Source organism: Caldisphaera sp. (assembly GCF_046536515.1).
Taxonomy (GTDB): Archaea; Thermoproteota; Thermoprotei_A; order Sulfolobales; family Acidilobaceae; genus Caldisphaera.
The window spans coordinates 24,152-47,851 of sequence record NZ_JAWDMQ010000006.1 but is presented as its reverse complement, the minus strand read 5'-3'; the positions used below and the strand labels follow the sequence as shown (position 1 = coordinate 47,851).

General features: G+C 32.8%; 30 protein-coding genes, 2 tRNA genes and 1 pseudogene. 29 read left to right on the top strand and 4 right to left on the bottom strand.

Annotated elements, in window-relative coordinates; translation table 11 throughout:
- Window positions 1–50: 50 nt before the first annotated feature.
- Entirely contained in the window at window positions 51–791 is a 741-nt protein-coding gene (locus tag RXO53_RS02030; RefSeq protein WP_410712605.1) for a zinc ribbon domain-containing protein, read from the top strand.
- A gap of 163 nt (window positions 792–954) precedes the next feature.
- Here the strand turns inward: RXO53_RS02030 and RXO53_RS02025 are convergent.
- Window positions 955–1,028: transfer RNA gene (locus tag RXO53_RS02025), tRNA-Val, on the bottom strand.
- Window positions 1,029–1,185: 157 nt separating this feature from the next.
- Here RXO53_RS02025 and RXO53_RS02020 point away from each other — a divergent pair.
- The 16 genes from RXO53_RS02020 to tpiA all read left to right on the top strand — a co-directional run bounded on the left by RXO53_RS02020 (window position 1,186) and on the right by tpiA (window position 12,332).
- A complete protein-coding gene (locus tag RXO53_RS02020; protein WP_410712604.1) occupies window positions 1,186–1,308 on the top strand; it encodes a hypothetical protein in 123 nt (40 codons plus the stop codon).
- A gap of 160 nt (window positions 1,309–1,468) precedes the next feature.
- The gene (locus RXO53_RS02015; protein WP_410712603.1) at window positions 1,469–1,900 is read left to right on the top strand and encodes a 30S ribosomal protein S19e; all 432 of its coding nucleotides are present in this window, start codon (window positions 1,469–1,471) and stop codon (window positions 1,898–1,900) included.
- Between the two features lie 183 nt (window positions 1,901–2,083).
- Window positions 2,084–2,623 (top strand): class IV adenylate cyclase, encoded by a 540-nt coding sequence (cyaB, locus tag RXO53_RS02010; RefSeq protein ID WP_410712602.1) that lies wholly within the window; start codon window positions 2,084–2,086, stop codon window positions 2,621–2,623.
- Window positions 2,624–2,753: 130 nt separating this feature from the next.
- Window positions 2,754–4,943, top strand: coding sequence for a CDC48 family AAA ATPase (locus tag RXO53_RS02005; RefSeq protein ID WP_410712601.1), 2,190 nt, complete (start codon window positions 2,754–2,756; stop codon window positions 4,941–4,943).
- 394 nt (window positions 4,944–5,337) lie between these two features.
- Entirely contained in the window at window positions 5,338–5,544 is a 207-nt protein-coding gene (locus RXO53_RS02000) for a DUF5622 domain-containing protein (protein WP_410712600.1), read from the top strand.
- Window positions 5,545–5,600: 56 nt separating this feature from the next.
- Window positions 5,601–6,149 carry a 50S ribosomal protein L6 gene (locus RXO53_RS01995; protein ID WP_410712599.1) on the top strand — a complete coding sequence of 183 codons (549 nt, stop codon included), beginning with the start codon at window positions 5,601–5,603 and terminating at the stop codon, window positions 6,147–6,149.
- On the top strand, window positions 6,149–6,562 hold the full coding sequence (locus tag RXO53_RS01990) for a 50S ribosomal protein L32e (protein ID WP_410712598.1): 414 nt from the start codon (window positions 6,149–6,151) through the stop codon (window positions 6,560–6,562). Before RXO53_RS01995 ends, RXO53_RS01990 begins: the two co-directional genes overlap by 1 nt.
- Window positions 6,552–7,013 (top strand): 50S ribosomal protein L19e, encoded by a 462-nt coding sequence (locus tag RXO53_RS01985; protein ID WP_410712597.1) that lies wholly within the window; start codon window positions 6,552–6,554, stop codon window positions 7,011–7,013. Before RXO53_RS01990 ends, RXO53_RS01985 begins: the two co-directional genes overlap by 11 nt.
- Window positions 7,010–7,627: a 50S ribosomal protein L18 gene (locus tag RXO53_RS01980; protein ID WP_410712596.1), complete on the top strand. Its 618-nt coding sequence runs from the start codon at window positions 7,010–7,012 to the stop codon at window positions 7,625–7,627. Before RXO53_RS01985 ends, RXO53_RS01980 begins: the two co-directional genes overlap by 4 nt.
- Entirely contained in the window at window positions 7,624–8,253 is a 630-nt protein-coding gene (locus RXO53_RS01975) for a 30S ribosomal protein S5 (protein WP_410712595.1), read from the top strand. The genes RXO53_RS01980 and RXO53_RS01975 overlap by 4 nt, the downstream gene beginning before the upstream one ends.
- Window positions 8,250–8,732: a 50S ribosomal protein L30 gene (locus RXO53_RS01970; RefSeq protein ID WP_410712594.1), complete on the top strand. Its 483-nt coding sequence runs from the start codon at window positions 8,250–8,252 to the stop codon at window positions 8,730–8,732. The genes RXO53_RS01975 and RXO53_RS01970 overlap by 4 nt, the downstream gene beginning before the upstream one ends.
- 59 nt (window positions 8,733–8,791) lie before the next feature.
- Window positions 8,792–9,265: an uL15 family ribosomal protein gene (locus RXO53_RS01965; protein WP_410712593.1), complete on the top strand. Its 474-nt coding sequence runs from the start codon at window positions 8,792–8,794 to the stop codon at window positions 9,263–9,265.
- Window positions 9,262–9,840 (top strand): AAA family ATPase, encoded by a 579-nt coding sequence (locus RXO53_RS01960; protein ID WP_410712592.1) that lies wholly within the window; start codon window positions 9,262–9,264, stop codon window positions 9,838–9,840. The genes RXO53_RS01965 and RXO53_RS01960 overlap by 4 nt, the downstream gene beginning before the upstream one ends.
- On the top strand, window positions 9,831–10,343 hold the full coding sequence (locus RXO53_RS01955) for a CDP-2,3-bis-(O-geranylgeranyl)-sn-glycerol synthase (protein ID WP_410712591.1): 513 nt from the start codon (window positions 9,831–9,833) through the stop codon (window positions 10,341–10,343). The genes RXO53_RS01960 and RXO53_RS01955 overlap by 10 nt, the downstream gene beginning before the upstream one ends.
- A 78-nt stretch (window positions 10,344–10,421) precedes the next feature.
- Entirely contained in the window at window positions 10,422–11,588 is a 1,167-nt protein-coding gene (gene fbp, locus RXO53_RS01950; protein ID WP_410712590.1) for a fructose-1,6-bisphosphate aldolase/phosphatase, read from the top strand.
- A gap of 72 nt (window positions 11,589–11,660) precedes the next feature.
- On the top strand, window positions 11,661–12,332 hold the full coding sequence (gene tpiA, locus RXO53_RS01945) for a triose-phosphate isomerase (protein WP_410712589.1): 672 nt from the start codon (window positions 11,661–11,663) through the stop codon (window positions 12,330–12,332).
- On the opposite strand, the gene RXO53_RS01940 is transcribed toward tpiA, so the two are convergent.
- Entirely contained in the window at window positions 12,329–12,673 is a 345-nt protein-coding gene (locus RXO53_RS01940; RefSeq protein WP_410712588.1) for a transcriptional regulator, read from the bottom strand. The genes tpiA and RXO53_RS01940 overlap by 4 nt on opposite strands.
- A 123-nt stretch (window positions 12,674–12,796) precedes the next feature.
- The gene (locus RXO53_RS01935; protein WP_410712587.1) at window positions 12,797–13,825 is read right to left on the bottom strand and encodes an acyl-CoA dehydrogenase family protein; all 1,029 of its coding nucleotides are present in this window, start codon (window positions 13,823–13,825) and stop codon (window positions 12,797–12,799) included.
- Window positions 13,826–13,974: 149 nt separating this feature from the next.
- On the opposite strand from RXO53_RS01935, the gene RXO53_RS01930 reads away from it, so the two are divergent.
- The 8 genes and pseudogenes from RXO53_RS01930 to RXO53_RS01895 all read left to right on the top strand — a co-directional run bounded on the left by RXO53_RS01930 (window position 13,975) and on the right by RXO53_RS01895 (window position 18,692).
- Window positions 13,975–14,499, top strand: coding sequence for a 50S ribosomal protein L16 (locus tag RXO53_RS01930; protein WP_410712586.1), 525 nt, complete (start codon window positions 13,975–13,977; stop codon window positions 14,497–14,499).
- Window positions 14,499–15,530 (top strand): diphthamide biosynthesis enzyme Dph2, encoded by a 1,032-nt coding sequence (gene dph2 / locus RXO53_RS01925; RefSeq protein ID WP_410712585.1) that lies wholly within the window; start codon window positions 14,499–14,501, stop codon window positions 15,528–15,530. The genes RXO53_RS01930 and dph2 overlap by 1 nt, the downstream gene beginning before the upstream one ends.
- Window positions 15,531–15,549: 19 nt before the next feature.
- Window positions 15,550–16,185, top strand: a complete 636-nt coding sequence (locus RXO53_RS01920) for an METTL5 family protein (RefSeq protein WP_410712584.1) — start codon at window positions 15,550–15,552, stop codon at window positions 16,183–16,185.
- A complete protein-coding gene (locus RXO53_RS01915) occupies window positions 16,163–16,795 on the top strand; it encodes an exosome complex RNA-binding protein Csl4 (RefSeq protein ID WP_410712583.1) in 633 nt (210 codons plus the stop codon). Before RXO53_RS01920 ends, RXO53_RS01915 begins: the two co-directional genes overlap by 23 nt.
- 242 nt (window positions 16,796–17,037) lie before the next feature.
- Window positions 17,038–17,640, top strand: a complete 603-nt coding sequence (locus RXO53_RS01910; RefSeq protein ID WP_410712582.1) for a DUF2067 family protein — start codon at window positions 17,038–17,040, stop codon at window positions 17,638–17,640.
- A gap of 4 nt (window positions 17,641–17,644) precedes the next feature.
- Window positions 17,645–17,953 (top strand): RpoL/Rpb11 RNA polymerase subunit family protein, encoded by a 309-nt coding sequence (locus RXO53_RS01905; RefSeq protein WP_410712581.1) that lies wholly within the window; start codon window positions 17,645–17,647, stop codon window positions 17,951–17,953.
- A gap of 409 nt (window positions 17,954–18,362) precedes the next feature.
- A pseudogene (locus RXO53_RS01900) lies at window positions 18,363–18,495 on the top strand (IS200/IS605 family accessory protein TnpB-related protein); the annotation flags it as partial.
- A 112-nt stretch (window positions 18,496–18,607) separates the two neighbouring features.
- Window positions 18,608–18,692, top strand: a tRNA-Leu gene (locus tag RXO53_RS01895).
- On the opposite strand, the gene RXO53_RS01890 is transcribed toward RXO53_RS01895, so the two are convergent.
- On the bottom strand, window positions 18,674–18,964 hold the full coding sequence (locus RXO53_RS01890) for a hypothetical protein (protein WP_410712580.1): 291 nt from the start codon (window positions 18,962–18,964) through the stop codon (window positions 18,674–18,676). The two genes, RXO53_RS01895 and RXO53_RS01890, sit on opposite strands and share 19 nt — an antisense overlap.
- 179 nt (window positions 18,965–19,143) lie before the next feature.
- Here RXO53_RS01890 and RXO53_RS01885 point away from each other — a divergent pair, with 179 nt between their 5' ends.
- From RXO53_RS01885 to hemC, 4 genes are all read left to right on the top strand, one after another.
- Window positions 19,144–21,093 (top strand): molybdopterin biosynthesis protein, encoded by a 1,950-nt coding sequence (locus tag RXO53_RS01885; protein WP_410712579.1) that lies wholly within the window; start codon window positions 19,144–19,146, stop codon window positions 21,091–21,093.
- Window positions 21,094–21,196: 103 nt separating this feature from the next.
- Window positions 21,197–21,469: a hypothetical protein gene (locus tag RXO53_RS01880; RefSeq protein WP_410712578.1), complete on the top strand. Its 273-nt coding sequence runs from the start codon at window positions 21,197–21,199 to the stop codon at window positions 21,467–21,469.
- Between the two features lie 64 nt (window positions 21,470–21,533).
- On the top strand, window positions 21,534–22,799 hold the full coding sequence (gene hemL / locus RXO53_RS01875; RefSeq protein WP_410712608.1) for a glutamate-1-semialdehyde 2,1-aminomutase: 1,266 nt from the start codon (window positions 21,534–21,536) through the stop codon (window positions 22,797–22,799).
- On the top strand, window positions 22,800–23,699 hold the full coding sequence (gene hemC / locus RXO53_RS01870; RefSeq protein WP_410712577.1) for a hydroxymethylbilane synthase: 900 nt from the start codon (window positions 22,800–22,802) through the stop codon (window positions 23,697–23,699). It begins immediately after the preceding gene.
- The last annotated feature ends 1 nt before the right edge of the window (window position 23,700 follow it).

Here is a 23,700-nt window from a genome sequence, read left to right as displayed (position 1 = left end):
ATTTGGTTAACATATGAGCATAGCTATAGTAAGGTGATTATGTAGAGCTATTGGGAGGCTATAGGCTTAAAATTATTGGCTTGGATAGGAGATATAATAGCTACCAAAACAAAGAGGCTAGACTATTACTTAAAGATGGTAGGTTTATTCTTAAGATATCTAAGCGTTTGTTTACTCCAGCTAAGTATGATCCTAAAGGCGTTCTAGCTGTTGATGTTAATGAAAAACAAATAGTTGTAGGTAATAGAAAAAGCGAATATAGGTTTGAAACGCATATTGAGAGAGCTCTGCATTATAAACAATTAGCTGAAAACCTTCATAATAGATACTCTTCTTTCAAATATAATGCTTGGCTTAGGAGAGGAGGCATTAGGAAAAGGGTAAGATACTTTTATGGAAAGGCTAGGAACATTATAGAGGATTGGGCAAAAAAGACTTCTCATGAAATAGTAGCTTTAGCTAAGCAATACCAATATGAAGTAGCTAGAGAAGACTTGACAAACTTAGTAGAGAACTTAAGGAAGCTTCCAAAAGAACACAAAGTCTCTTTGCTCATTCTAAGCTACAGAAGATTAGAGCATTGGATAGATTGGCAATGTGAAAAGCAGGGAGTACCATCAATTGTTATCAATCCTAAAGGTACATCGTCAATATGCCCAATATGTGGCTCTAAGCTTGTTGAAAATGGTTATAGGAAGCTGAAGTGTAATAAATGCGGTTTTGAGGCTAATAGAGATACAATAGCAGTATTAAACATTGAAAAGAAAGCATACAAAAAAGGGGATCTCTGACCACCCCGACTGCCCCTCAGATGACAGATGTAATCCCGAACAGATGAGGGGAACCCTCGCCCTTCAGGGCGGAGAGGAGGTCAGTTTTGCAATTCTTTGAGTTTTTCTTTTGCTTATCAAATAGTAATGCTTGCTATTTAAGGTATTTGTTTATGAAAATTAGTGGGCCCGGCCGGACTCGAACCGGCGACCTCCGCCGTGTGAGGGCGGCGTCCTAACCACCTAGACTACGGGCCCTATTCTTTAGAAAATCAAATGCAGCAATAAAAACTCTTACAAATCTAGTATTATTTTGCTGTATAATAAATTTTACAAATGAAAGCCTCGCCTTTTAAGGCGGGGATGAGAAAAGCTTATAAGGGCTATTTTCTTATTAGTTATCTGGTAATAAGTAGTGGTAAAACTTAAATGTCCTAGGTGTGGGTATGTATGGGTCTATAAGGGTAAGAAACAATACTATGCAACATGCCCAAATTGTATGAGAAAAGTCAATATAGCCAAATACAAGGTTGAGTAAAAATGACAGATGTAATCCCGAACAGATGAGAGAAACCCTCGCCCTTCAGGGCGGAGAGTAGGTCAGATTCTATTATAATATTTTGAGCATAGAGGAAGTTAGTTAAAATTCAAAAACTCTTATATATCCAGGATATTGCAGGAACTAGAGGGGTATAAAAATGGTAACAGCTAAAGAGGTTCCAGCAGATAAGCTTATAGAAAAACTAGCTGAAAGGCTAAAAAAGATGCAAAAGATAGAAATCCCTGCATGGGCCATATATATGAAGACTGGTGTATATAATGAATTGCCTCCTTCTAATGAAGACTGGTGGTATACAAGGGTAGCTTCTTTATTAAGGAAAATAAGCATAGCTGAGGAACCATTAGGTATCGGAACTCTAAAAACCATATATGGAGGTAAGAAAAGGAACGGAACTAGGCCACCCAATTTTAGAAGGGGTTCAGGCAGTATAATTAGGAAAGCATTACAACAATTAGAACAAGCAGGGCTAGTAACTACAATACCTGGTAAAGGAAGAAGGCTCTCTCCAGCTGGCCAAGGATTAATAGATGAAGTTTCAAAGGAAATATTAAAAGAAATAGGTTCATAATTTTAAGTTATAACTATTATCCCTTGTTAGTTTATGCAATTAAATATTAGAATTTTTATTATAATATTATGTATAATATTATGACATTTAGTTGTTGACCAATTTTTATAAAAAATTACAATAATTAATATCTTAGATAAATTTTTTATTGTTAATCTTCATATTTTATTTTGGATGGAATCTTTGAGTAAGGAGAACTTAGAAGTTGAGATTAAAATAAAGGTATATTGTGATGAATTGTCTAAAATAGAAAAAGAATTAATTGAGAAAGGCGCTAAGTTTTTAGATTCTAGGAGAGAAAAAGACATATACCTAAACCATCCTTGTAAAGATTTAAAGCTAAAAGACGAGGCTCTCAGAATAAGGTATGTAAATGGTTATCCCGAAACAATAACATATAAGGGTAATAGGTCTAAAGAAGAAGACTTAGTAAAATCGAGAGAAGAATTAAAAGTAAAAGTTAGCAATGATCCAATTACATTATTTGAGAAATTAGGTTTTACACCTGGGATTTATGTAACTAAATTTAGAAAATATTATAACTTTAAGGATGTGCTGATTACTTTAGATAAAGTAGACAATCTAGGATGCTTTGTAGAAATAGAGTCTAATAGAAAATCTATAGATGACATAAAAGAGGCAATAAGTGAACTAAATATAAATGGTGATATAATAAAAAAGACTTATGCTGAGCTAATAGAAGAACTAAATATTAAAAGATAATTTATTCAATAAAAATATATTATTATAGCTCTTTAAATTATTTGTTTTGGTTTCTCAATTTATTGGTAAAATTAAAATAATAATATGGATATTTATAACTTTTGGAGTTAATAGAAATTCGGTGACTCAAATGTCTGAGATCGTTTCATTGCTAGTATCAGAAGCTTATAGATCAGACACGCCTGGAAGAAAAATTGTAAGACTAGATCAAGCTACTATGAAAAAGTTAGGCATAGAAACAGGAGATTTTGTTAAAGTTAAAAGTCAAAAAAGCCAAGTAATAGCAGTTGTTTGGCCTTTGCACTCTGAAGATGAAGATACAGGAATAATAAGGATGGATGGATATTTAAGATGGTCTCTTGGGGTTAGCGTTGGAGATTATGTTGATGTGGAAAAAGCAGATAATGTTAAACCGGCTGAAAAAATTGTATTCGCGCCATTAGAAAAAACTGAACCCTTTGCTATAGATTTTTATTTATCACCTTCTGATATAAAAGAAGAGTTCATCAGAAAGCCATTAACTCAAGGAGAACTGGTTTTAGTTCAAGGAGAAATACCATTAGTTGTAGTACAGACTAAACCGGTTGATAATGTGTATGTTACGGACAGAACTGTTGTAGAATTAAGGAGAGAACCGGTAAAGGAAAATGAGTTTCCGGTCCATAGAACAACAAGAGTAACATGGGAGGATATAGGAGACTTAGAAGAAGCAAAGGAAAGAATAAGAGAAATAGCAGAACTCCCTATGAGACATCCAGAGGTCTTTAAGAGGCTTGGCATTGAACCTCCAAAAGGAATTTTGTTATATGGTCCTCCAGGAACTGGTAAGACATTACTAGCAAAAGCATTAGCAAATGAAATAGGTGCATATTTCACAACTATAAATGGTCCTGAAATAATGAGCAAGTTTTATGGAGAAAGTGAAGAAAGGCTAAGAGAAGTTTTTAAAGAAGCTCAAGATAATGCTCCATCTATAATATTTATTGACGAAATAGACGCAATTGCTCCTAAAAGAGAAGAAGTTACTGGTGAAGTTGAAAAAAGGGTAGTTGCACAACTATTAACACTGATGGACGGTATGCAAGAGAGGGGTAGAGTAATAGTTATAGGAGCAACAAACAGGCCTGATGATTTAGATCCTGCATTAAGAAGACCAGGCAGATTTGATAGAGAAATAGAGATAAGACCTCCTGACAAGAAGGCTAGAACAGAAATTTTAAAGGTGCATACAAGAAATGTTCCTTTATCTAAGGATGTACAGCTGGAAAAAATAGCAGAATTAACTAATGGTTATACAGGTGCAGACTTGGCAGCTTTAGTTAAAGAAGCAGCAATGTCTGCATTAAGAGAATTTATGGCAAGCGGAAAAGTTGATTTATCTAAAAATGAAGCAATTAAACCTGATATATTAAAGAACTTAGAAGTATCAATGAAGCACTTTTTAGATGCTATGAAATCAATAAAACCATCTTTAATAAGGGAAATTTTTGTAGAGGTACCTGAAGTTCATTGGGAAGACATAGGTGGATTAGAAATTGTTAAACAAGAATTAAAAGAATCTGTCGAATGGCCTATGAAATATCCAAAAGTGTTTAGTGATATGGGCATTGAACCTCCAAAAGGAATTTTGTTATATGGTCCTCCAGGAACTGGTAAGACATTACTAGCAAAAGCTGTTGCAACAGAAAGCGGGGCAAACTTCATTACTGTAAGAGGACCAGAAGTATTAAGTAAATGGGTTGGAGAAAGTGAAAAAGCTGTAAGAAAAATATTTGAAAGAGCAAGAGAAGTAGCGCCTACAGTTGTGTTTTTCGATGAAATAGATTCAATAGCTCCAGCAAGAGGGTTTAAGAGTGATACAACTGGTGTTACTGATAGAATAGTTAACCAAATGTTAACAGAAATAGATGGCATAGTACCTTTATCAAATGTTGTAGTAATAGCAGCTAGTAACAGACCTGATATAATTGATCCTGCTTTATTAAGACCAGGAAGATTTGATAGACTTATATATGTACCTCCACCAGATCTCGAATCCAGAAAACAAATATTTAAGATACATTTAAAGAAAGTTCCATTGGCAAATGATGTATCTATAGAAAAACTAGCATCTATAACTGATGGCTATACTGGTGCTGATATAGCGGCCGTAGTGAGAGAAGCTGTCATGATAAAGTTGAGGGAAAAATTGGAGGTATCTCCTGTTGAATTTAGACACTTTGAGCTAGCGTTAAAGAAGGTTCCTCCAAGTCTATCAAGAGATGTTGTAATGATGTATGAAAGAATTTCTAATCAATTGAAGAAGATTTCACTTCAATAAATATTTTTCAAATTTTAATTTAATAATGTCTAAGGATGCAGAGGTTTCTTTAGGTAAGATAATACTTATTAAATAATTTTTATAGTTATCAAATAAAGATATAACCATGCAGAATAATTAAGCATAATATTACTTTTATATTCTTTGATGCTATGTGTAAATAGATAAGTCAGCAAGTAGTTTTTTTTATGCCAAAGGCATTTTAAAGGAACTAATCAAAGGAATAAGCAAGAATCTTTAATATATTAACATAGGTTTATGCAAAAAGCTTTAGATAATGATTCTAAATTAAAAATGAGAGAAGTAGATAGGAAACTTCCATAAATATAAAAAAATTTTAAAATACGAACAGCTTAAAAATGCTTATCTGATAATAAGCATAGGGCGGTAAAATATGGGCAGCAAAAAAGCAAAGTTTGCTTACATATATATGGGCAGGAAGAAGGGTTATTATAAAGTTAGACTGTTCAATTCAAAACCTGAAGAAGATCCAGATAGAATAATTGTTATAGGGAAGTTTAGAAAGCCACTAATAGGCTATAAAACTATGAAAAAAGAAGATCTATTAGAGGTTATCAGAGAAAAACTAGATAGAATTTAAATATTTTTATACACGCTGATTCTCCAGAATGAAGTGCAGATAGGTAGGTGCTAACATTGGCAAAAGAAATACTGGCTGTGAGAAACTTAGAGATCCCAAAAAATGTTGAAATAAAGCTAGAAGGGAATAAGGTTATAGTAAAAGGAAGTAAAGGCCAGCTAGAAAAAGATTTTTCTCACATGAAAGGAATTAGCATGGAAATTAAAGATAATAATCTTATAGTACAAGCGTTTTTTGCAGATGCTAAGAAAAAAGCAGCTGTTGGCACAGTTATAGCTCACGTTAAAAACATGATTACTGGGGTAACAAAAGGTTTTAGATATAAATTAAAAATAATTTATAGCCATTATCCAATAAGCGTTAAAAAAGATGGTAATAAATTAATAATAAGCAATTTCATAGGTGAGAAATCTCCAAGATATGCAACAATATTGCCAGGAGTTAATGTAAAGATCCAAGGTACTGATATAATTTTGGAAGGAAACGATATAGAAAAGGTTTCACAAACTGCTGCAAACATAGAATTAGCAACAAAGATATCAGATTTTGATAGAAGGAAGTTTATGGATGGAATTTATATTTATTCTAGGGAGGTGATCGAATAATGAGCTCTGAGCAAATAACAAGGGATATAATTAAACAAAGAAGGAAAATTAGAGAATCTATTTTAGAAAAGAGAAGAGTTCATTTTATGAGATACTTATCGTGGAGATTTAAGAGGCTAGGAGATAGCTGGAGGAAACCTAAAGGAATAGATGCTAAAATGAGGCTGCAAAGAAAGGGTTATCCTCCAATTGTTAAAGTTGGTTATAAAAATAAGAATTCTATAAGAGGATTACATCCATCAGGATTAATCCCTGTAGTTATTACTAACAAAAGAGACTTAGAATTGTTAAGCCCCAGCGCTCATATAATTTATATAGCTTCTTCTGTAGGGCTTAAGAAAAGGGTGGAGCTGGTTAAAACAGCTAAAGAAAAAGGCTTTAGAGTAGCTAATGGTGGTATATATGGATTATAAGCTTCAAAAAAGGCTCGCGGCAGAAATACTTAAAGTAGGAGAAAGTAGGGTTAGGATTAGTCCTGATCCTGAAAATGAGGAAGAAATAAGCCAAGCAATAACGAAAGATGATGTAAGAACATTAATAGAAAGGGGATTAATTAAGAAAATACCATTGAAGACAAACTCCCACAGGTGGTTGTTGAGGCATATAAAAAGGGTTAAAGGACATCGTAGAGGATATGGTAAGAGAGAAGGCACGAAGAAAACTAGAGTTGATGAAGAAGAGGAATGGGTAAACAGAATAAGAAAAATTAGAACCTATTTAAAATATTTAAGAGATAAAGAAATGATTGATTCTAGGACATATAGAAGGCTTTATAGGCTATCTAAAGGTAATGCCTTTGGCAGCTTGCATGATTTGAGAAGATATATAGATGAAAATAAGTTAATGAAAGGTGTTAAAGCATGAAAGAAGGACCAAGGTATAAGCTAGCTTTAAAAAGAAGAAGACAAGGTAAGACAGACTATCATCTTAGGTATAGACTAGTAATTTCTCAAAAGCCTAGAGCTGTTGTCAGGAAAACTAACAAATTTATTTTAGTTCAAATTATAGGTTTTGATGCAAAAGGAGATAAGGTATTAGCTGCTGCTCATAGTAAAGAGCTATTTAAATTATATAATTGGAAAGGTTATGGAAAAAACATTTGTGCAGCTTATTTAACAGGTTATTTGGCTGGATTAAGGGCAAAGCAAAAGGGGATTGAAGAGGCTGTTTTAGATATAGGTTTGCAAACTCCAGTTAAAGGGAGTAAAGTGTTTGCATCTCTCAAAGGATTATTAGATGCTGGAATTAATATACCTCATTCTGATGATGTATTACCTGATGAAGAAAGAATTAGATGTGGGAGTATATCTAAATGGTCTCAAGATTTAAAAAACAACGACCCAGAATTTTATAAAAGGCAATTCTCAAAGCAACTGGAGAGGATGCCTCCAGAGGATCTACCTAAGCACTTTGAGGAGGTATTGAATGCTATAAAGAGTAGCTTTGGTAGCATTAGTTTAGCAGGTGATAAGCAATGAGCAATACTCAAATGTTAGAGGTTTGGGAGCCTAAAACACAAGTAGGAAAGCTTGTTAAAGAAGGTAAAATTACGAGCATCGATGAAATATTTAAGAGAAACATGCCAATCTTAGAACCAGAAATAGTTGATGTGCTTCTTCCAGATTTGCAGGTTGAAATAATTGATGTTACAATGGTTCAAAAAATGACTGACGCAGGCAGAATAGCTAGATATAGAGCGACAGTAGCTATAGGTAATAAAAATGGATATGTTGGAGTAGGAAAAAGCAAAGCTAAGCAATTTAGAGATTCAATAGATAAGGCTATAAGAAATGCAAAGCTTAACATAACTCCAATAAGAAGAGGTTGTGGTAGCTGGGAATGTACATGCGGTGAGCCTCACAGCGTGCCTTACTCGGTTATTGGAAAAAGTGGGAGCGTAGTCATATTACTAAAGCCAGCACCTAAGGGTACTGGATTAGTTGCAGGCGACGTAGCTAAAAAAGTATTAGCTTTAGCTGGCATAAAGGATGTTTGGGCAAAGACTTTTGGAGAAACAAGGACATCTTATAACTTTGCGAGAGCCACATATATGGCATTAAGGAACACGTTTAGAACAATAACTCCCATGGATTGGACTAGGTGATAACTTTGGTTTATGCTATAATCAGAATTAGGGGCTCCAGTGGTCTTGACCCAAAGGTCGAGAAAGTTTTAGATATATTAAGATTAAGGAGAAATTTTGTTTCAGTATTATATGCAGAAAGCCTCAACGGAATAAAAGATATACTAAGAGAAGGACAGTCAGCAATTACTTGGGGGGAAATAAATAAGGAGACGTTAATAGAGCTTATAAAGCGTAGAGGAAAAATCGTTGGGGATAAGCCTATAACGGATCAAGTAATTAAAGAGAAACTCGGTTTGAGTGGAATAGAAGAGCTGGCTGAAAAAATAATTAATGAAGAGATACATTATAATAAGCTGGCTGAAAAAGGAATTAAGCCATTCTTCAGGTTACATCCGCCTAGTGGTGGATTTGATTTATCAATTAAAAAATTATATCCAAATGGAGAACTTGGGTATAGAGGTAAGGCCATTAACGAACTTATACTTAGGATGGCCTAAGGATCAAGTTTATTTTTAAATCTAATCTTTTAATAACTTTTTGGAAGTAGGTGAACAGAATGGCTTTGACAGCAAGAAGCAGGAAAAAATCAAGGAAATTAAGAGGCAGAACAAGATCTATGGGATGGGGAAGAGTAGGACAGCATAGAAAATCTGGAAGCAAAGGAGGTACTGGAGGCTCTGGAATGAATAAACATAGAAAAACTTGGATGCTCAAATATTATCCAAATTGGTATGGAGCAAAAGGCTTTGTTCCAATAAGGAACAGATTATTACATGAGAAAAATGAAATAAGCCTTAAAGATCTAGACGAGCTAGCATATGATTTAAAGAAAATTGGAAACTTAGAAGGAGATAAAGTCGTTGTAAACTTAACTGAAATGGGGTACGACAAATTGATTGCCGATGGTAAAATTTATGAGAAAGTGAAAGTTATAGTTAAAGAAGCCACAAAAAAAGCTACTGAAAAAGTAAGAGAAGCTGGAGGAGAAGTTTTAGTAGAAAAAGTATCTGAAGAAGAGGAAAGCTCTTGAGTATAAAGGAATGGGCACTTCATCCATTTATATCAAATTTTATTGATAATAATGTATTTTTAGTTATATATGGTCCCCCTGCAACAGGAAAAACTCACTTAGCATTTGAAATTTCAAAGTATTTAATTTATAAGAGAAGAGATTTTGTATTTTTAGCAACAGAAGCCCAAACCTTTACATATGGCAAATACTTTGCATATAACGTTCCTTTAAACTTAGTTGTTACGAGAGAACAGCTATTAAAAGAAATTATAGAAAGTATTAAGTTAAAAAAATACATCATAATAGATTCTATAAATTATCTCTTCAGGTCATATGATAACGATACTTCAGAAAAAGAATTATCATTAATTTCTTCATTACTAAGCAGCTTTGGTGGATTTGCAACTGGTCAAATAACTCAAGAAGGTTTTGATAGCAGTAAAATGTCCATGGATACATGGATAATACCATGGGCAAAGGCCATAGGGATCACAAATAAGTTAAATGAAAAAGTAGTTGAATTAAAATTACTAAAGCCTAGAAAATTAATATTGGGGTATGAAATAATAAGGGATGGTGTAAAATGGATTTAGCAGGCTTTGGTTATGATTTGCTAAGCATATTTGTGTTTATATTACCTGCAATGGTAGCGAACGGAACTCCCGTTATTATACATGGTCTTCCTCCAATTGATATGGGAAGGAGGTGGAGAGATGGAAGGAGAATTTTTGGGGATGGTAAAACATGGGGAGGATTTTTATCGGGAATCATAGCAGGACTTGTAATTGGAGGCATAGAAAGCTTAATAATTTGGCATAATATTTTAATTGATGCTTTAATCGCTTCTATTGGTGCCCTTCTTGGAGATTTAACTGCATCATTTATAAAAAGGAGGATTGGTTTGGAAAGAGGGGCTCCAGCCCCTTTATTAGATCAACTTGATTTTTATGTAGGAGCTTTAATTTTTCTTTATTTATTTACTGGGAAGACATTTAATATATATGCAGAGCTGGTTTTTGCAGTAATTATTTACGCATTGCATAGATTAACAAACTATACAGCATATAAGCTGAAACTGAAGAGTGTTCCATGGTAAATTATTATTTATAATTAATTTTTAAAGCATGTTTCATAAAGTGAAAGATTTTTAAGGATTATTTATAACATAGAATTAATGGTGATTTTAGTGGCGCATGAACTGGGAGAAAAGATAACATTAAGTGTCATAAAGGCCGATATAGGTAGTCTAGCAGGTCATCATAAGGTTCATCCCGATACTATGCTTGCAGCAACAAGAGTTTTAGCTGATGCTAAGAAAAGTGGATTGCTAATAGATTATTATGTAACTGCAGTTGGTGACGATCTTCAACTTATAATGACTCATAAGAAAGGTACAGACAATAAGGAAATTCATGGTACGGCATGGAATGCTTTTGAAGAAGCGGCTAAAGTAGCTAAGGATCTAGGGCTTTATGCGGCCGGTCAGGATCTATTGAGTAGCTCGTTTAGCGGTAACATAAGAGGTATGGGTCCAGGAGTTGCTGAAATGGAATTTAATGAGAGGCCTGCAGAACCTGTTGTAATTTTTATGGCAGACAAGACTGAACCTGGAGCATTTAATTTACCTTTATATAAAATTTTTGCTGATCCATTCAATACTGCCGGATTAGTAATAGATCCTAGAATGCATGAAGGTTTTATATTCACAGTATTAGACGTGTATGAAGGTAAAGCAATAGATTTCAGTATTCCCCAAGATTTATACGATTTATTGGCTTTAATTGGAACACCATCTAGGTACGTTGTTAAATTTGTTCATAGAAAAGATGGAGAAATAGCATCTGTTATTAGTTCTGAAAGGCTCAGTCTCATAGCAGGAAAATATATAGGAAAAGACGATCCTGTAATGATTGCCAGAGCACAAAGCGGATTTCCAGCTTTAGGCGAAATTCTAGAGCCATTTTCATTCCCTCATTTGGTAGAAGGATGGATGAGAGGAAGTCATACTGGTCCATTAATGCCTGTTGGAATAAAGGATGCAAAAATGACTAGATTTGATGGACCGCCAAGAATTGCTGCTCTTGGTTTTAATATTAAAAATGGAAATTTGATAGGGCCAAGCGATTTGTTTGATGATGTTGCATACGATGAAACAAGAAGGCAAGCTCAAATTATTGCAGAATATATGAGAAGACACGGTCCATTTATGCCACATAGATTAGGTCCAGAAGATATGGAATACACTACTTTGCCTGATGTATTAAAGAAATTAGAAAAAAGGTTTAGGCCTTTTGAGTTAGGTTATAAACCTAAACTAAGGCATGAATTAGAGGAATTATAAGCGAAATTTTCATTATAAATTTTTCTGTTAAGCATATTTAGTTAAAATTTTCCTATCTAGATTGTGGTTAAAATGAGGTATGTGTTTGCTATAAATTTTAAATCATATGAAACAGCATATAATAATGTTGCATTAGATATTGCAAAAACTGCAAATAAATTAAGATCTAAATATAATAGTGTGCGCATAATATTAGCAGTCCCATCAGTTATGATAAGTAAGTTGTACAACATTTATGATGATATATTTTTGCAACATTTAGATCCATTGGAATTTGGTGCTTACACAGGTTATTTGTCTTCAGAATCATTAAAGTACTTGGAAGTTAAAGGCTCGTTAGTAAACCATAGTGAGCATAAAATTGTTTATAGGGATATAGAAAAAATAGTTAAGAAAATTAAAGAAACTGGAAAAGAATCTTTAGTTTGCGCAGATACTTCTGGAGAGGCAGCTGGATTAGCTTATTTAGATCCGACTATGATAGCAGTCGAGCCTCCAGAGCTTATTGGTTCTGGTATACCAGTTTCAAGAGCTAAACCCGAAATAATAACTGATTCAGTAAATGCTGTTAAAAAAATTAAAGATATACCTGTTTTAGCAGGAGCCGGTATAACTATACCCGATGATGCTGTTAAAGCGATAAAGTTGGGCTCGTCCGGAGTTCTAATAGCTAGCGCAATAATGAAAGCGAAAGATCCAAATAAAGTAATAATGGACTTTGTTGAAGCTATGGATGGAATCTAAATCCTAGGTTTTTGTTTTAATATTTTTTCAGCTTCATCTAAATTTTTCCTACAGCCGTCCAACATTTCTAAAAGCTTGCTAACATTAATTTTAACTAATTTTCTTGGTCTTCCTCTTCCTTCAACTTTTAATTTGCTAGTCTCTACAATTCCCAATCCTGCTAGATCATTTACTACTCTCAGAGCAAGAGGATAGCTAACGCTTAAAACTTTAGTTAAATCTCTAACGCTTAATTCTTTTTTATCAAGCAAGTAGTTAAGTATTTGTGCAGCAAGGTCGTAGTCTGGTACGGATACACATTGAATTAAAGCCTTTATAGATTTAACTTCATTATTTTCCACATTTTTCACCTAGTTATATTTACTTATTTCTAATATTTAAAAATTTTTCCTTTTAAAAACAAAATGATATTTATTCAATTTATATTATTGATTCGAAAAAGTGTTAAATGTTTATATTATTAATTATTTATATTTCTTAATTGCATTATCTCCTATAAAATCAAGCAACACTTCTCTTGCTCCTTCTCCTATGTCTAAAACCCTAGAATCCCTTGACAACCTCTCTAATAATGTACCATAACTAAGCCCTCTTCCCCCCAATAATTGCACTCCTATCCATGTAGCTCTTTGTGCCAATTCTCCAGCAGTAACCTTTGATATGGCAGAATCTAATGGATCTAATGAACTATTGTTATTGTATTTTTGAATAGCATTATCTATAAAAGCTTCAAGCAATTTTATTTTAATTTCGACTTCTGCATACATCCATTTTACAGATTGATATTCTGATAATTCTTTATCAAATATTTTCTTGCTTAATGCGTATTTTCCTGCTTCTTTAAGGGCTCCTTCTGCTATTCCTAATGCTATAGAGCCATAACCAAGTCTACCATAGTTAATAAGTTCTAATGCTTCTCTAAGCCCTTTTCCAGGTATGGAAATTCTCCTGGCCTTAGTGTTTTGATAAATTACATTCGATATACCTGCACCTCTAAAACTGATCAGTTCCATAGGTTTGATCTTTATATTTTCTTGTTTTTCAGCTAAATAAAGAGTTGGTCCTTGAGGTCCTTGGGCCAATATTATAAAATAATCTGCATATAATGCATTACTTCCAAAAATTTTTTCCCCATTTATGATAGCATTTCCTTCAGAGTCTTCTTCTGCGACTGTCTTTAAATTTGCTTTTATATCGGTTCCTCCACCTGGTTCTGTTATTGTAACTGAGAAAATAGAATTGTCTATTCCTGACTTTAATGATCCAGATCCACTAATCATTATTACGTGAGCTATAGCTGGGCTAGATCTAGACGCCAGTCTTACGGCTCTATATAGCCCACTTAATCCATATTTTCTTAAACTGAATAACCCTATTTCTCTCATATTTTCAATGAAGTCTTTGGGTATTTCATTTTTTTCATCAACATCCTTAGCTATTTTTGATATATCGTTTAGAAGAAAATTTTCTATTTCCTTCGGCAATTCCTGCATATAGCTTACCCACATTAATTAGGGGTAAAAATTTATTAAAAGCTTAATCCATAATTACTTATAAATATTGAGATTTTTTGTTAATTTTTAAATAATAGAATACAAACTTTTAAAGGGGTTGAATATAAAAATAAAGTAGGTGATAAAGTATGCCGATGAGACCTGGAAGATGCTATTCGCACATAACTAGTCAACCATATACAAGAAAGGAGTATATACATGGTGCGCCGCCACCTAAAATAACAAAATTTGAGATGGGAAATAAAGAAATGTTAAGGAATTATGAAGTCAAGCTTGACTTAATTTCACTAGAGATCGGTCAAATAAGGTCAAATGCGTTAGAGGCAACAAGAGTTATGACAAGCAAATACTTATCAACAGAAGTCGGAGATGCTAATTATTATATGAGGATACCAAAATATCCTCATCAGGTAATAAGAGAAAATAAAATGATGGCATTTGCAGGTGCAGACAGATTGCAAGATGGTATGAGACTTTCTTTCGGTACTCCAATAGGTGTAGCTGCTATAGTTCATAGTGGGGATAAATTAATTGAAGTTTGGGGTAAAAAATCCGATATAGAAAAGATAAAAGAAGCTTTAAGAAGGGGGGCCTCAAAATTACCTCTTAGAACAAGGATTATATTATCCGAAGATAAAACGGAGAAACAATAATGCCTGAGAACTTAGATTGTGGGATTCCTTATACTTTAATTTTTCCAGATATTAATTTAAAAGACAAAAAAGTTTTGATACAACTGCCTGATGGTTTAAAACAATTTTCTCTAGTAATAGCTAATTGCATAAGGGAAAGATATAATGCCGAACCGATAATTCATATGGAGAATATCTATGGGGCATGCGATTTACAATATAATCAAATATTTTCTATTCTTAACCCAGATATAATTATACACATAGGTCATTCAGAATATCCCAACTATTTATCTCCTTCATCTCTACCTGATAATATAAGAAATAGAGTTGTGTTTGTTAAAGCTTTAAGTAAAATAGATGTAGACGAGGCTCTTGTATTAAGGGCTTTAGAAATATTAAATAATTATAATGTTAAAAATATATCTATTGCTTTGACAGCGCAGCATACTCACTTATATAATAAAATTTCTAATATTATTTTAGATAAAAAATATAATATTATTGAATCAAAAGCTTTATATCCTTATTATGAACCGGGACAAATAATAGGCTGTGATTTTAGGCCAGTTCTTGACAAAAAAATTGATGGATATATATTTTTAGGAGGTGGAGAATTTCATCCACTAGGTTTATATTTAGCTACTTTAAAACCAATAGCTCAAATAGACCTTTATAGCAATTCTGTTAGAGACTTTACACCAATAGGAACTAAATATTATAAAAAAAGGTTATTTTCTATATCAAAAGCTATTGAGGCTAATCACTGGGGAGTAATAATAGGTTTAAAAACAGGCCAATATAGACCTTCAATATTAAACATTATAATAAAAATGCTATCTAAGAAGCAATATGTTCTCCTTTCATCAGAAAACATAAACGAAATTAACCTAAGATCTGTAGATAATGATTGGTATGATGCATTTATAATAACTAGTTGTCCTAGAATTCCTATAGATGATTTAATTGATTACGAGAAACCTGTTTTGTCTCCAGGGGAAGCTTACATGGCTTTAACTGGAAAAATAGACAAGTATATGTTTCCATGGTAACTTAATATTGGTGTTAGTTTTGAATAAAAAGGATGTAATTAAAAATGTTAAGGTTTTTCTAGAAAATGAATTACCTTTAATGGATAATCCTATTCGTAAATTGGAGCAATATAATACTCCTTCAGAAATTATTTTTGACATGCTTAATCATGCATATATTTCAAATGTAATTGATGGTTCAACAGTTCTTGATTTGGGTTCAGGGACTTGTAGGATAGCCTTAGCCTCTTTATTATTTGGAGCATCAAAAGCTATAGGTGTAGAAATAGATGAAAGATTTTTCAAATATTGCTTGAATGCTGAAGAATCTTTGGGACTAAAAGGGAGGCTTATATTAATAAAGGCTTATATTAATAAAGGCCTAGGTTTAATAAAAAAGGGTTCCGTAGATTTAATAATTATGAATCCTCCATTTGGAGTGTGGAAAAGAAATGCAGATAAAACATTTTTAGAGTACGCTTTTTCTCTGTATCCAAATAGAATTTATTCAGTTCTCAAATCTGGAAATTTAAATTTCCACTCTGCTTTAAGCTATAGGTGGGGGTATAGGTTGAGATTAATAAACACTAGAGAATTCCCAATACCAGCTTCAATGGAACATCATAAGAGCAGAATAAGGAGGGTAAAAGTAGATGTCGTTCTCTTTGAAAAATGATATAGTAGTTCCAGGAGAAATAGTGGCTCAGCAGGAAGAGTTTGTTGAAGGAGACGGAGTGTATATAGATCAAGAAACAGGATTTTTAAGATCATCTTTATTAGGAAAAATAGCTATAGATCTTAACAATAAGACTGTTTCTGTAAATTCTCATAAAAAAATAAAGATACCTAAGAAAAACAGCATTGTTTTATGTTCAGTATCATCTGTAAAAGAAAATATAATATTTGTCGACATATTTGGCGTTATAGTTTTATATCCAAGGCCTAAGTGGGAACATGAATTTTCAAGTCCATTATCTGGCGCGATTCTCTCAAATCAAATTGGCGTCGATAAATATAATGACTTAATGGATATAGTGAAGCCTGGTGATATTATATTAGCTAAAGTTATCAGTTCAACAAATCCATTTAACCTATCATTAAAAGGGCCTCAGTTTGGTGTTATATATTCTATGTGCTCTAAATGCGGAGAAATAATGGCTCCAATTAATAACGACCAGCTTAAATGCCCAAAATGTGGTAATGTTGAAAAAAGGAAAATATCAAATTTGGCTACTTCTAAACTATTAAAGATAGGTATGAAAAAAACAATAATGATACCACCGTAGGTGTAATTAGTAAACTACCTGCCCTTAAGAATGGAGCTTTGGAGTTTCCAGTCCTTTCACGGAAAAAAATTCTTCTTTTTTCAAGTTGTTTACATACCATGATCCATGCCTTAACGAGAGGCATGGGCTATGTTTATAGCCTTATTTATTTTACTTTAGGTAACATAACAAAGCATTTTATGTTTGAAATGTATTTATGCTTAATTTACCATCCTTACAAATGAGGTCTCAGGTGCAGAAAGGTGAAAAATATAAAAAAGAAATTAGTTTTTAGCCTAAAGGAGGGATACGATGCTGAGATCATTTTCAGGAAAATTAATGAGGTTATATCGAGCCAGGAGGCATTAATTAGAATAGAAGATAATAAATTAATCATAATTTTCTTTATAACTCCTAGAGATATTAACTATATTAAGTCAAAAATAAAGGAAATATTAGCTTTTGAATCTAATAAAAATAAAGTTAATGGATTTAAATACAATATAAGTGATATAAATCCAAGTGGTGGGAAGGATTTTTTGGATATTTTGGTTTTTATTTTAAGTAAACAAGGATATAAAACGGATATTGATGAAACTCATATAATAACAACTGCAAATAAGGAAAAGTTGCTATCTTTAATAAAAGATTTAGAAAAAAATCTAAAAGAGGTATCGCAGAAAAATTATAGCAATGCGGTTAAAAAAGTCTTAGCATGCTATTTAACAATGCATGGGAAAAATTTAAGCGATGCTGATAATTTTATACAAGAGGGATTAAGTTTAGGAATTTTAGAAGAGAATAAAAACAAGATATATACTAAATATAGCTGGAAGGAAACGTATGAAATGATGAGCAAGGTGTAATAGTATGGTAGGTAATATTAAAATTAGTAAGACTGAGCAAGGTATTTATAAGGTAGAAATAGAAAATGAAGATCATACTTTAGGAAATTTGTTATCGACTGTTCTGCAGGGTTTGCAAGGTGTAAATATAGCATATTATGAGATTCCACATCCGCTTGAGAATAAGTTAATAATATATATTGATTTAGAAGAAGGTATAGATCCTAAGGAAAAACTGATTGAAGCCCTGAAAAAAATAAAAGAAATAAATTTAGAATTTAGAGATAAATACCTTCAAAAAATAAAAGAAATGAATATAAATATAGAGGATTGATTTTTTACCGAAACAGAAAATTCTTTGTAAAAAGAACAAACATGCTCCTTCTAGGAGTAGGTTTTAATTCTGAAAAGATTAAATAAAGCATTCCCTTAGGAAGCTGACCTCTCCCATGCCCTGATGGGCGAGGCTGCCGTTTGCTTTGTCACAAATAACTATATCCAAGTCTTAAGAAAATGCAGTATGATGACCCTTTATAGGTCTGACCTCCTCTCCGCCCTAAAGGACGACGCTTTCTGTTGTAAATTATAGAGATTGTAACACTTCTACGTAACTACTAGTTATTTTTAATTACTTCTAAATATCGTTTTGATGTTGATTACGTTTATATAGTATTACCGAAACAGTTTTTATTGGTGACCCCCTACCTGATGACGAGCGCTGCTCACAAGAGTGGGAGTGATAAAAAGTGGATGGGAGGGTAGTGGTGTTTCCCTCGACTAGCCCCAATGAGTTAAGGGTGACTGTGTATGATCCCTTAAGAGGGGTGCCCGTGGCGGAATTAGATTAAAAGTAAGGAAAAGTTACGTCACGGGTAAACACATAAAAGCATTGAAGAACCGTTTAGAGAGGAAATCAGGAACCATGCAAAACTATTTGAGATACAAACGATAAATACTTTAAGGGTAAGCTAGATAATTGTATAAATGCGCGGGGGTGCCCGAGCCTGGCCAAAGGGGACGGGCCTAAGACCCGTTGGCGTAGGCCTGCGTGGGTTCAAACCCCACCCCCCGCATTTTTATAAATGTTTTCAAATTCTTCGATTAAGTTTAATAAAAATAAATGATATTTTTGGTTTACTTCTATGCTATTATCTAGACCACAATTGCAATCACCATTAAAATAGGATAATTCATAAAAATATCCAGTTTCTTTGAGCTTATCGCATAATCCTTGACATCCATTAATAGAAACTACAAAACCATCTATTGAATAAAACCTTAATACTATACCGCAACAAATGTTTTCTTTACATTTATTTATGAAAATTCTTGCCTCTTTTTTCATATTCTTTCGCCAGAGATTCTATCCTAAAGGAATGTAGTTAATCTATTAATAAAACTCTTGCCTGTTATTATTTTTAATAAATTAAAAGAGAAAAAAGTTTAATTTAAATTGCTTCTAAGTGTAAAAATATGTTTATAAAAATAAATGTCTTGAGCTTAATTAAATTATTTGGTGGAAATATGGCACTAGTATTTCATAAATTAGTATCTGTAGAAGAGGCATTAAATTTAATAGAAAAAGAATTAAATGGTATAGATACTTTAGGGGTTATAGAGGTTCCTTTATTTGAATCAGTAAATAAAGTACTAGCAGAAGACCTTATAGCTCCTATAGACTATCCTCCCTTTGATAGATCTACAGTTGATGGATATGCAGTTAGATCAATAGACGTAGCAGGGGCCAGTGAAATAGAACCAAAAGAACTCGAGGTTATAGGAAAAGTTGAAGTTGGAACTAATCCAACAGTTGAAATAAAAGAAGGTAAGGCTGCTCAGATCTCAACAGGAGCAATGGTACCAAGAGGAGCTGATGCAATAGTTATGGAAGAATACGTTAGTAGGAAAGAGAATAAAATAAAAGTGTATAGAATGGTTTCTCCCGGAGAAAATATTTCTATGTCTGGAAGCGATATTGCAACTGGAGATACAGTAATAAGAAAAGGAACTCAAATAACTCCAAGAGAGTTAGCAGTTTTTGCAGGTTTAGGATTAAATAAAGTAAAGGTTTACAGGCCCCCAAAAATAATTGTTTATTCAACAGGGGTAGAAATTGAGGAACCAGGAAAAATGTTATCTCATGGAAAAGTTTACGATACGAACGGTTATGTAATAACATCAATGCTGAAAGAGCTAGGCTCCGAAGTTTATTTTAAAGGTATATTGCCAGATAATTATGAAAAGATGAAAAAAGAAATAGAAAATAGTTTAAATGAAGCTGACATTTTAATAACGACAGGTAGTACGTCAGCAGGTTATGGCGATATGATATATAAAGTCTTTAATGATATTGGAGCTAAAATTATAGTACACGGATTAAAGTCAAGGCCTGGCAAGCCAACTGCTATAGCGGTTTTAGATAAGAAAATTTTATTTGGTCTTCCTGGATTTCCATTATCTGCTATGATGAACCTATATAACATTGTTGAGCCAGTAGTTAGAAAAATGATGGGTAAAAAGGATTCCGAAAAGTCTAAAGTAAAGGCTAAGATTCCTTTCAGATTAAATGCTGGTAGAGGGTTTACCGAGCTAATACCAGTTCAATTGGTATGGAATAAAGATAGCCTAAGTGCCTATCCAATATTAAGTGGTTCCGGTTCCATTGCTGGAATTAGCATTTCTGATGGTTACATAGTTGCAGAGGAAAACAGGGAGTACTTTGAAGAAAATGAAGATGTTGATGTTTATTTATTTTCATCCTCAATTAAACCTCCTAGTTTAACTATAATTGGTAGCAATTGCCCTGGGATTGAGGTTGTTCTTGGGATATCTAAAATACAAAATACTAGAATAATAAATGTCGGTTCTATGGGAGGGTGGCAAGCTATTAAGAGAGGTGATGCTGATTTAGCAGGATCTCATCTTCTTGATGAAAGTACTATGAATTATAATATACACATACCAAAGATAATGAGTTTAGAGGATAAAGTATACATATATAGAGGGTATTCAAGAGAAGTTGGAATACTAATTAAAAAAGGAAACCCCAAGAAAATAAATGGAGTTAAAGATTTTCTTAGGGATGATGTAGTTATAATAAATAGGAACAAAGGTTCGGGGACTAGAGTTTTATTAGATAAGTTATTAAAAGATTTAGGAGTTATAAATCCAGAAAAAATTATAAGAGGTTATATGTATGAAGTTAAGACTCATTCTGCTGTAGCAACAGCAATTTTACAAGGTAGGGCTGACGCCGGAATGTCTTTAAGATATATGGCTGAAACTTTTAATTTAGATTTTATACCAATAGGTTATGAAATTTATGATTTCGTTGTGAGAAAGGATAAATTAGAAAACAAATATGTTGAAAAATTTATTGAAACGCTTAGAAATGATGAATTCTTCAAAGAGCTTGAAAGAAGACTTCCAGGATATAAAGCTTTAAAGGAAAGCGGAAATAGAATCTATCCATAGAATTTAATTTTTCTTAAAATAATGTTTTAAATAACCAATTAGGTATTATTGAATTAGATAACTAAAATAAAGTAATACACATACTGCTAGCTAGGGTAAAATTATGTTAGATGAGCCATCTTGGGAATTACAGAAAGAAAGACCAATGGCATTAATAATAGCTATTTCGGAAAAAATCGGAACAAGAGATCCTGTTTTAATATCGAATTACATGAAAAAGCTTATAAAACTAAATTCATGGATAGGTAGTTTTTCATTGCTTTTATCTGAAAACCCCGAAGAAATATCAAAATTAATTAAAGATATAGATTTAGGTGTTATGCCTAGAAGAGAATTAGTAAAGAAAGTGTTTGATATAATAAGCAAATTTGAATAAATTAAATTTTGCCAGATTATTAATATTTAATACATTTTTAGTTAACAAAGTTAATAGGTGTATAATATTGTCTGACAAAAGCAAAATACTATATGAAAGAGCTAAAGAAGTTTTTCCAGGTGGAGTAAATAGCCCAGTTAGAGCTGCAGTAAAGCCATATCCTTTTTTCGTTAAATATAGTAAAGGAGCATACATTTATGATGAAGACGGAAATAAATTAATAGATTATGTATTAGGTTATGGGCCGCTTATATTAGGTCATTCTAATGATTATGTGTTAAATAAAATTAAAGAAGAGTTAGATAAGGGTTGGTTATTTGGTGTTCCCAAAGAAAATGAGATAAAGTTAGCTGAAAAAATAATAAGCTATATAAAACCTGGAGGGAAAATTAGGTTTGTTAATTCTGGAACTGAAGCTACTATGACGGCTATAAGGCTTGCTAGAGGCTTTACTAATAGAAAATATATAGTAAAATTTGATGGTTGCTATCACGGTTCTCATGATGCCGTTCTAGTACAAGCAGGTAGCGCTGCAACCGAGTTCGGAGTACCAAATAGTCTAGGAGTGCCCGAAGATGTTGCAAAATTAACCTTAGTTGCTAAATATAATGATTTAAACTCAATAGAATCCATATTTAATAGCTATGGTGATCAAATAGCTGCTGTGATCTTAGAACCTGTTATAGGAAACATGGGTGTTATTAAACCAAATAAGAATTTTCTATGGGAAGTTAGAAAGATAACAAAGAATTATGGATCTCTTCTAATATTTGATGAAGTTATAACAGGTTTCAGAATATCTATGGGTGGGGCTCAAAAATATTTTGGCATAGAATCTGATATAGTAACTCTAGGAAAAATAATAGGAGGGGGGTTCCCAATAGGGGCAGTGGTATCTAAAAAGGAAATTTTAGAATCTCTAACTCCAGAAGGTAAAGTATTTAATGCAGGAACCTTTAATGCTCACCCTATTTCTATGATTGCTGGTCTTTCTACTTTGGAGTTTATGGAAAAAAACAATGCAGTAGAGAAGGCATCTAAAGCAGCTAAGATTCTAAATGAACTATTACTTGATTATGGAATAAAATATACCATAAATAGGGTAGAAAGTATGATGCAGATATTCTTTACGGAAAAAGAAGTATCTAATGCAGATGATGCAAGGAAAGCTAATAAGGAAATATATTCTATGTTACACGAAAAGCTCTTATCTAAAGGAGTGTTTATACCTCCTAGTCAATTTGAGACTATATTTACTAGCTATGAGCATAACGAGGATATGATACATTATACTGCAGAAAAAATAATTGAGCTGATTAGGGGGACGTGATTGAAATTAGCTGTTTCAACGAGGGGAAGTAAGTTAAGTTTAAAACAAGTTGAATTGTTTAAAAATTATATAAATAGGTTCATAAATGTTGATTTAGAAATTAAAGTAGTTACAACTAAAGGAGACATTATTCAAGATAAACCTTTATACAATATAGGAGAAAAGGGTTTGTTTGAAAAAGAAGTTAACAATTTGGTACTTGAAGGAGAAGCTGATATAGCAGTACATAGTATGAAAGATTTGCCTAGGGATTTAGATCCAAGACTTGATATAGCAATGGTATTGCCTAGAGAAGTTCCTAATGATTCTTTAATTTTTTCGAAAAATGCAGTGGATGATATTAGGAAAATACCAGAAGGATCTGTTGTTGGTACTTCAAGTATGAGAAGGAAATCGTTTTTAATGCATTATAATGATAAAGTGATAATTAAGCCTTTAAGGGGCAATATAGATACAAGAATTAGGAAACTTAATAATAATGAGTATGATTATATCATATTGGCAGAATCGGGAATCAAAAGGCTTGGATTAGATCCAAAAAGAATTATTTTGCCTATAGATGCGTTCCCTCCAGAGCCAGGTCAAGGTATAATAGCAGTTGTTGGGCTTAAGGATAACTCAAAGGTAAAAAATCTATCAAATTATACAGATAAATTGACCAATTATATGGCATTGGCTGAAAGAGAATTTTTGAAGGAAGCAAAAGCAGGCTGTGGTTCACCCTTAGGCGCGGTATCTATGATATATGGTGATAAAATTGTGATAATAGTAGGGCTTGCATCATTTGATGGAAAATTTATGGAAATAATTAGATTTAAGGATAACTTAAATAATGCAGAAAACTTGGGTAAAAAAGCAGGAGAATTTGTTTATGGCATTATTGATAGGGTGTTGAAATGAA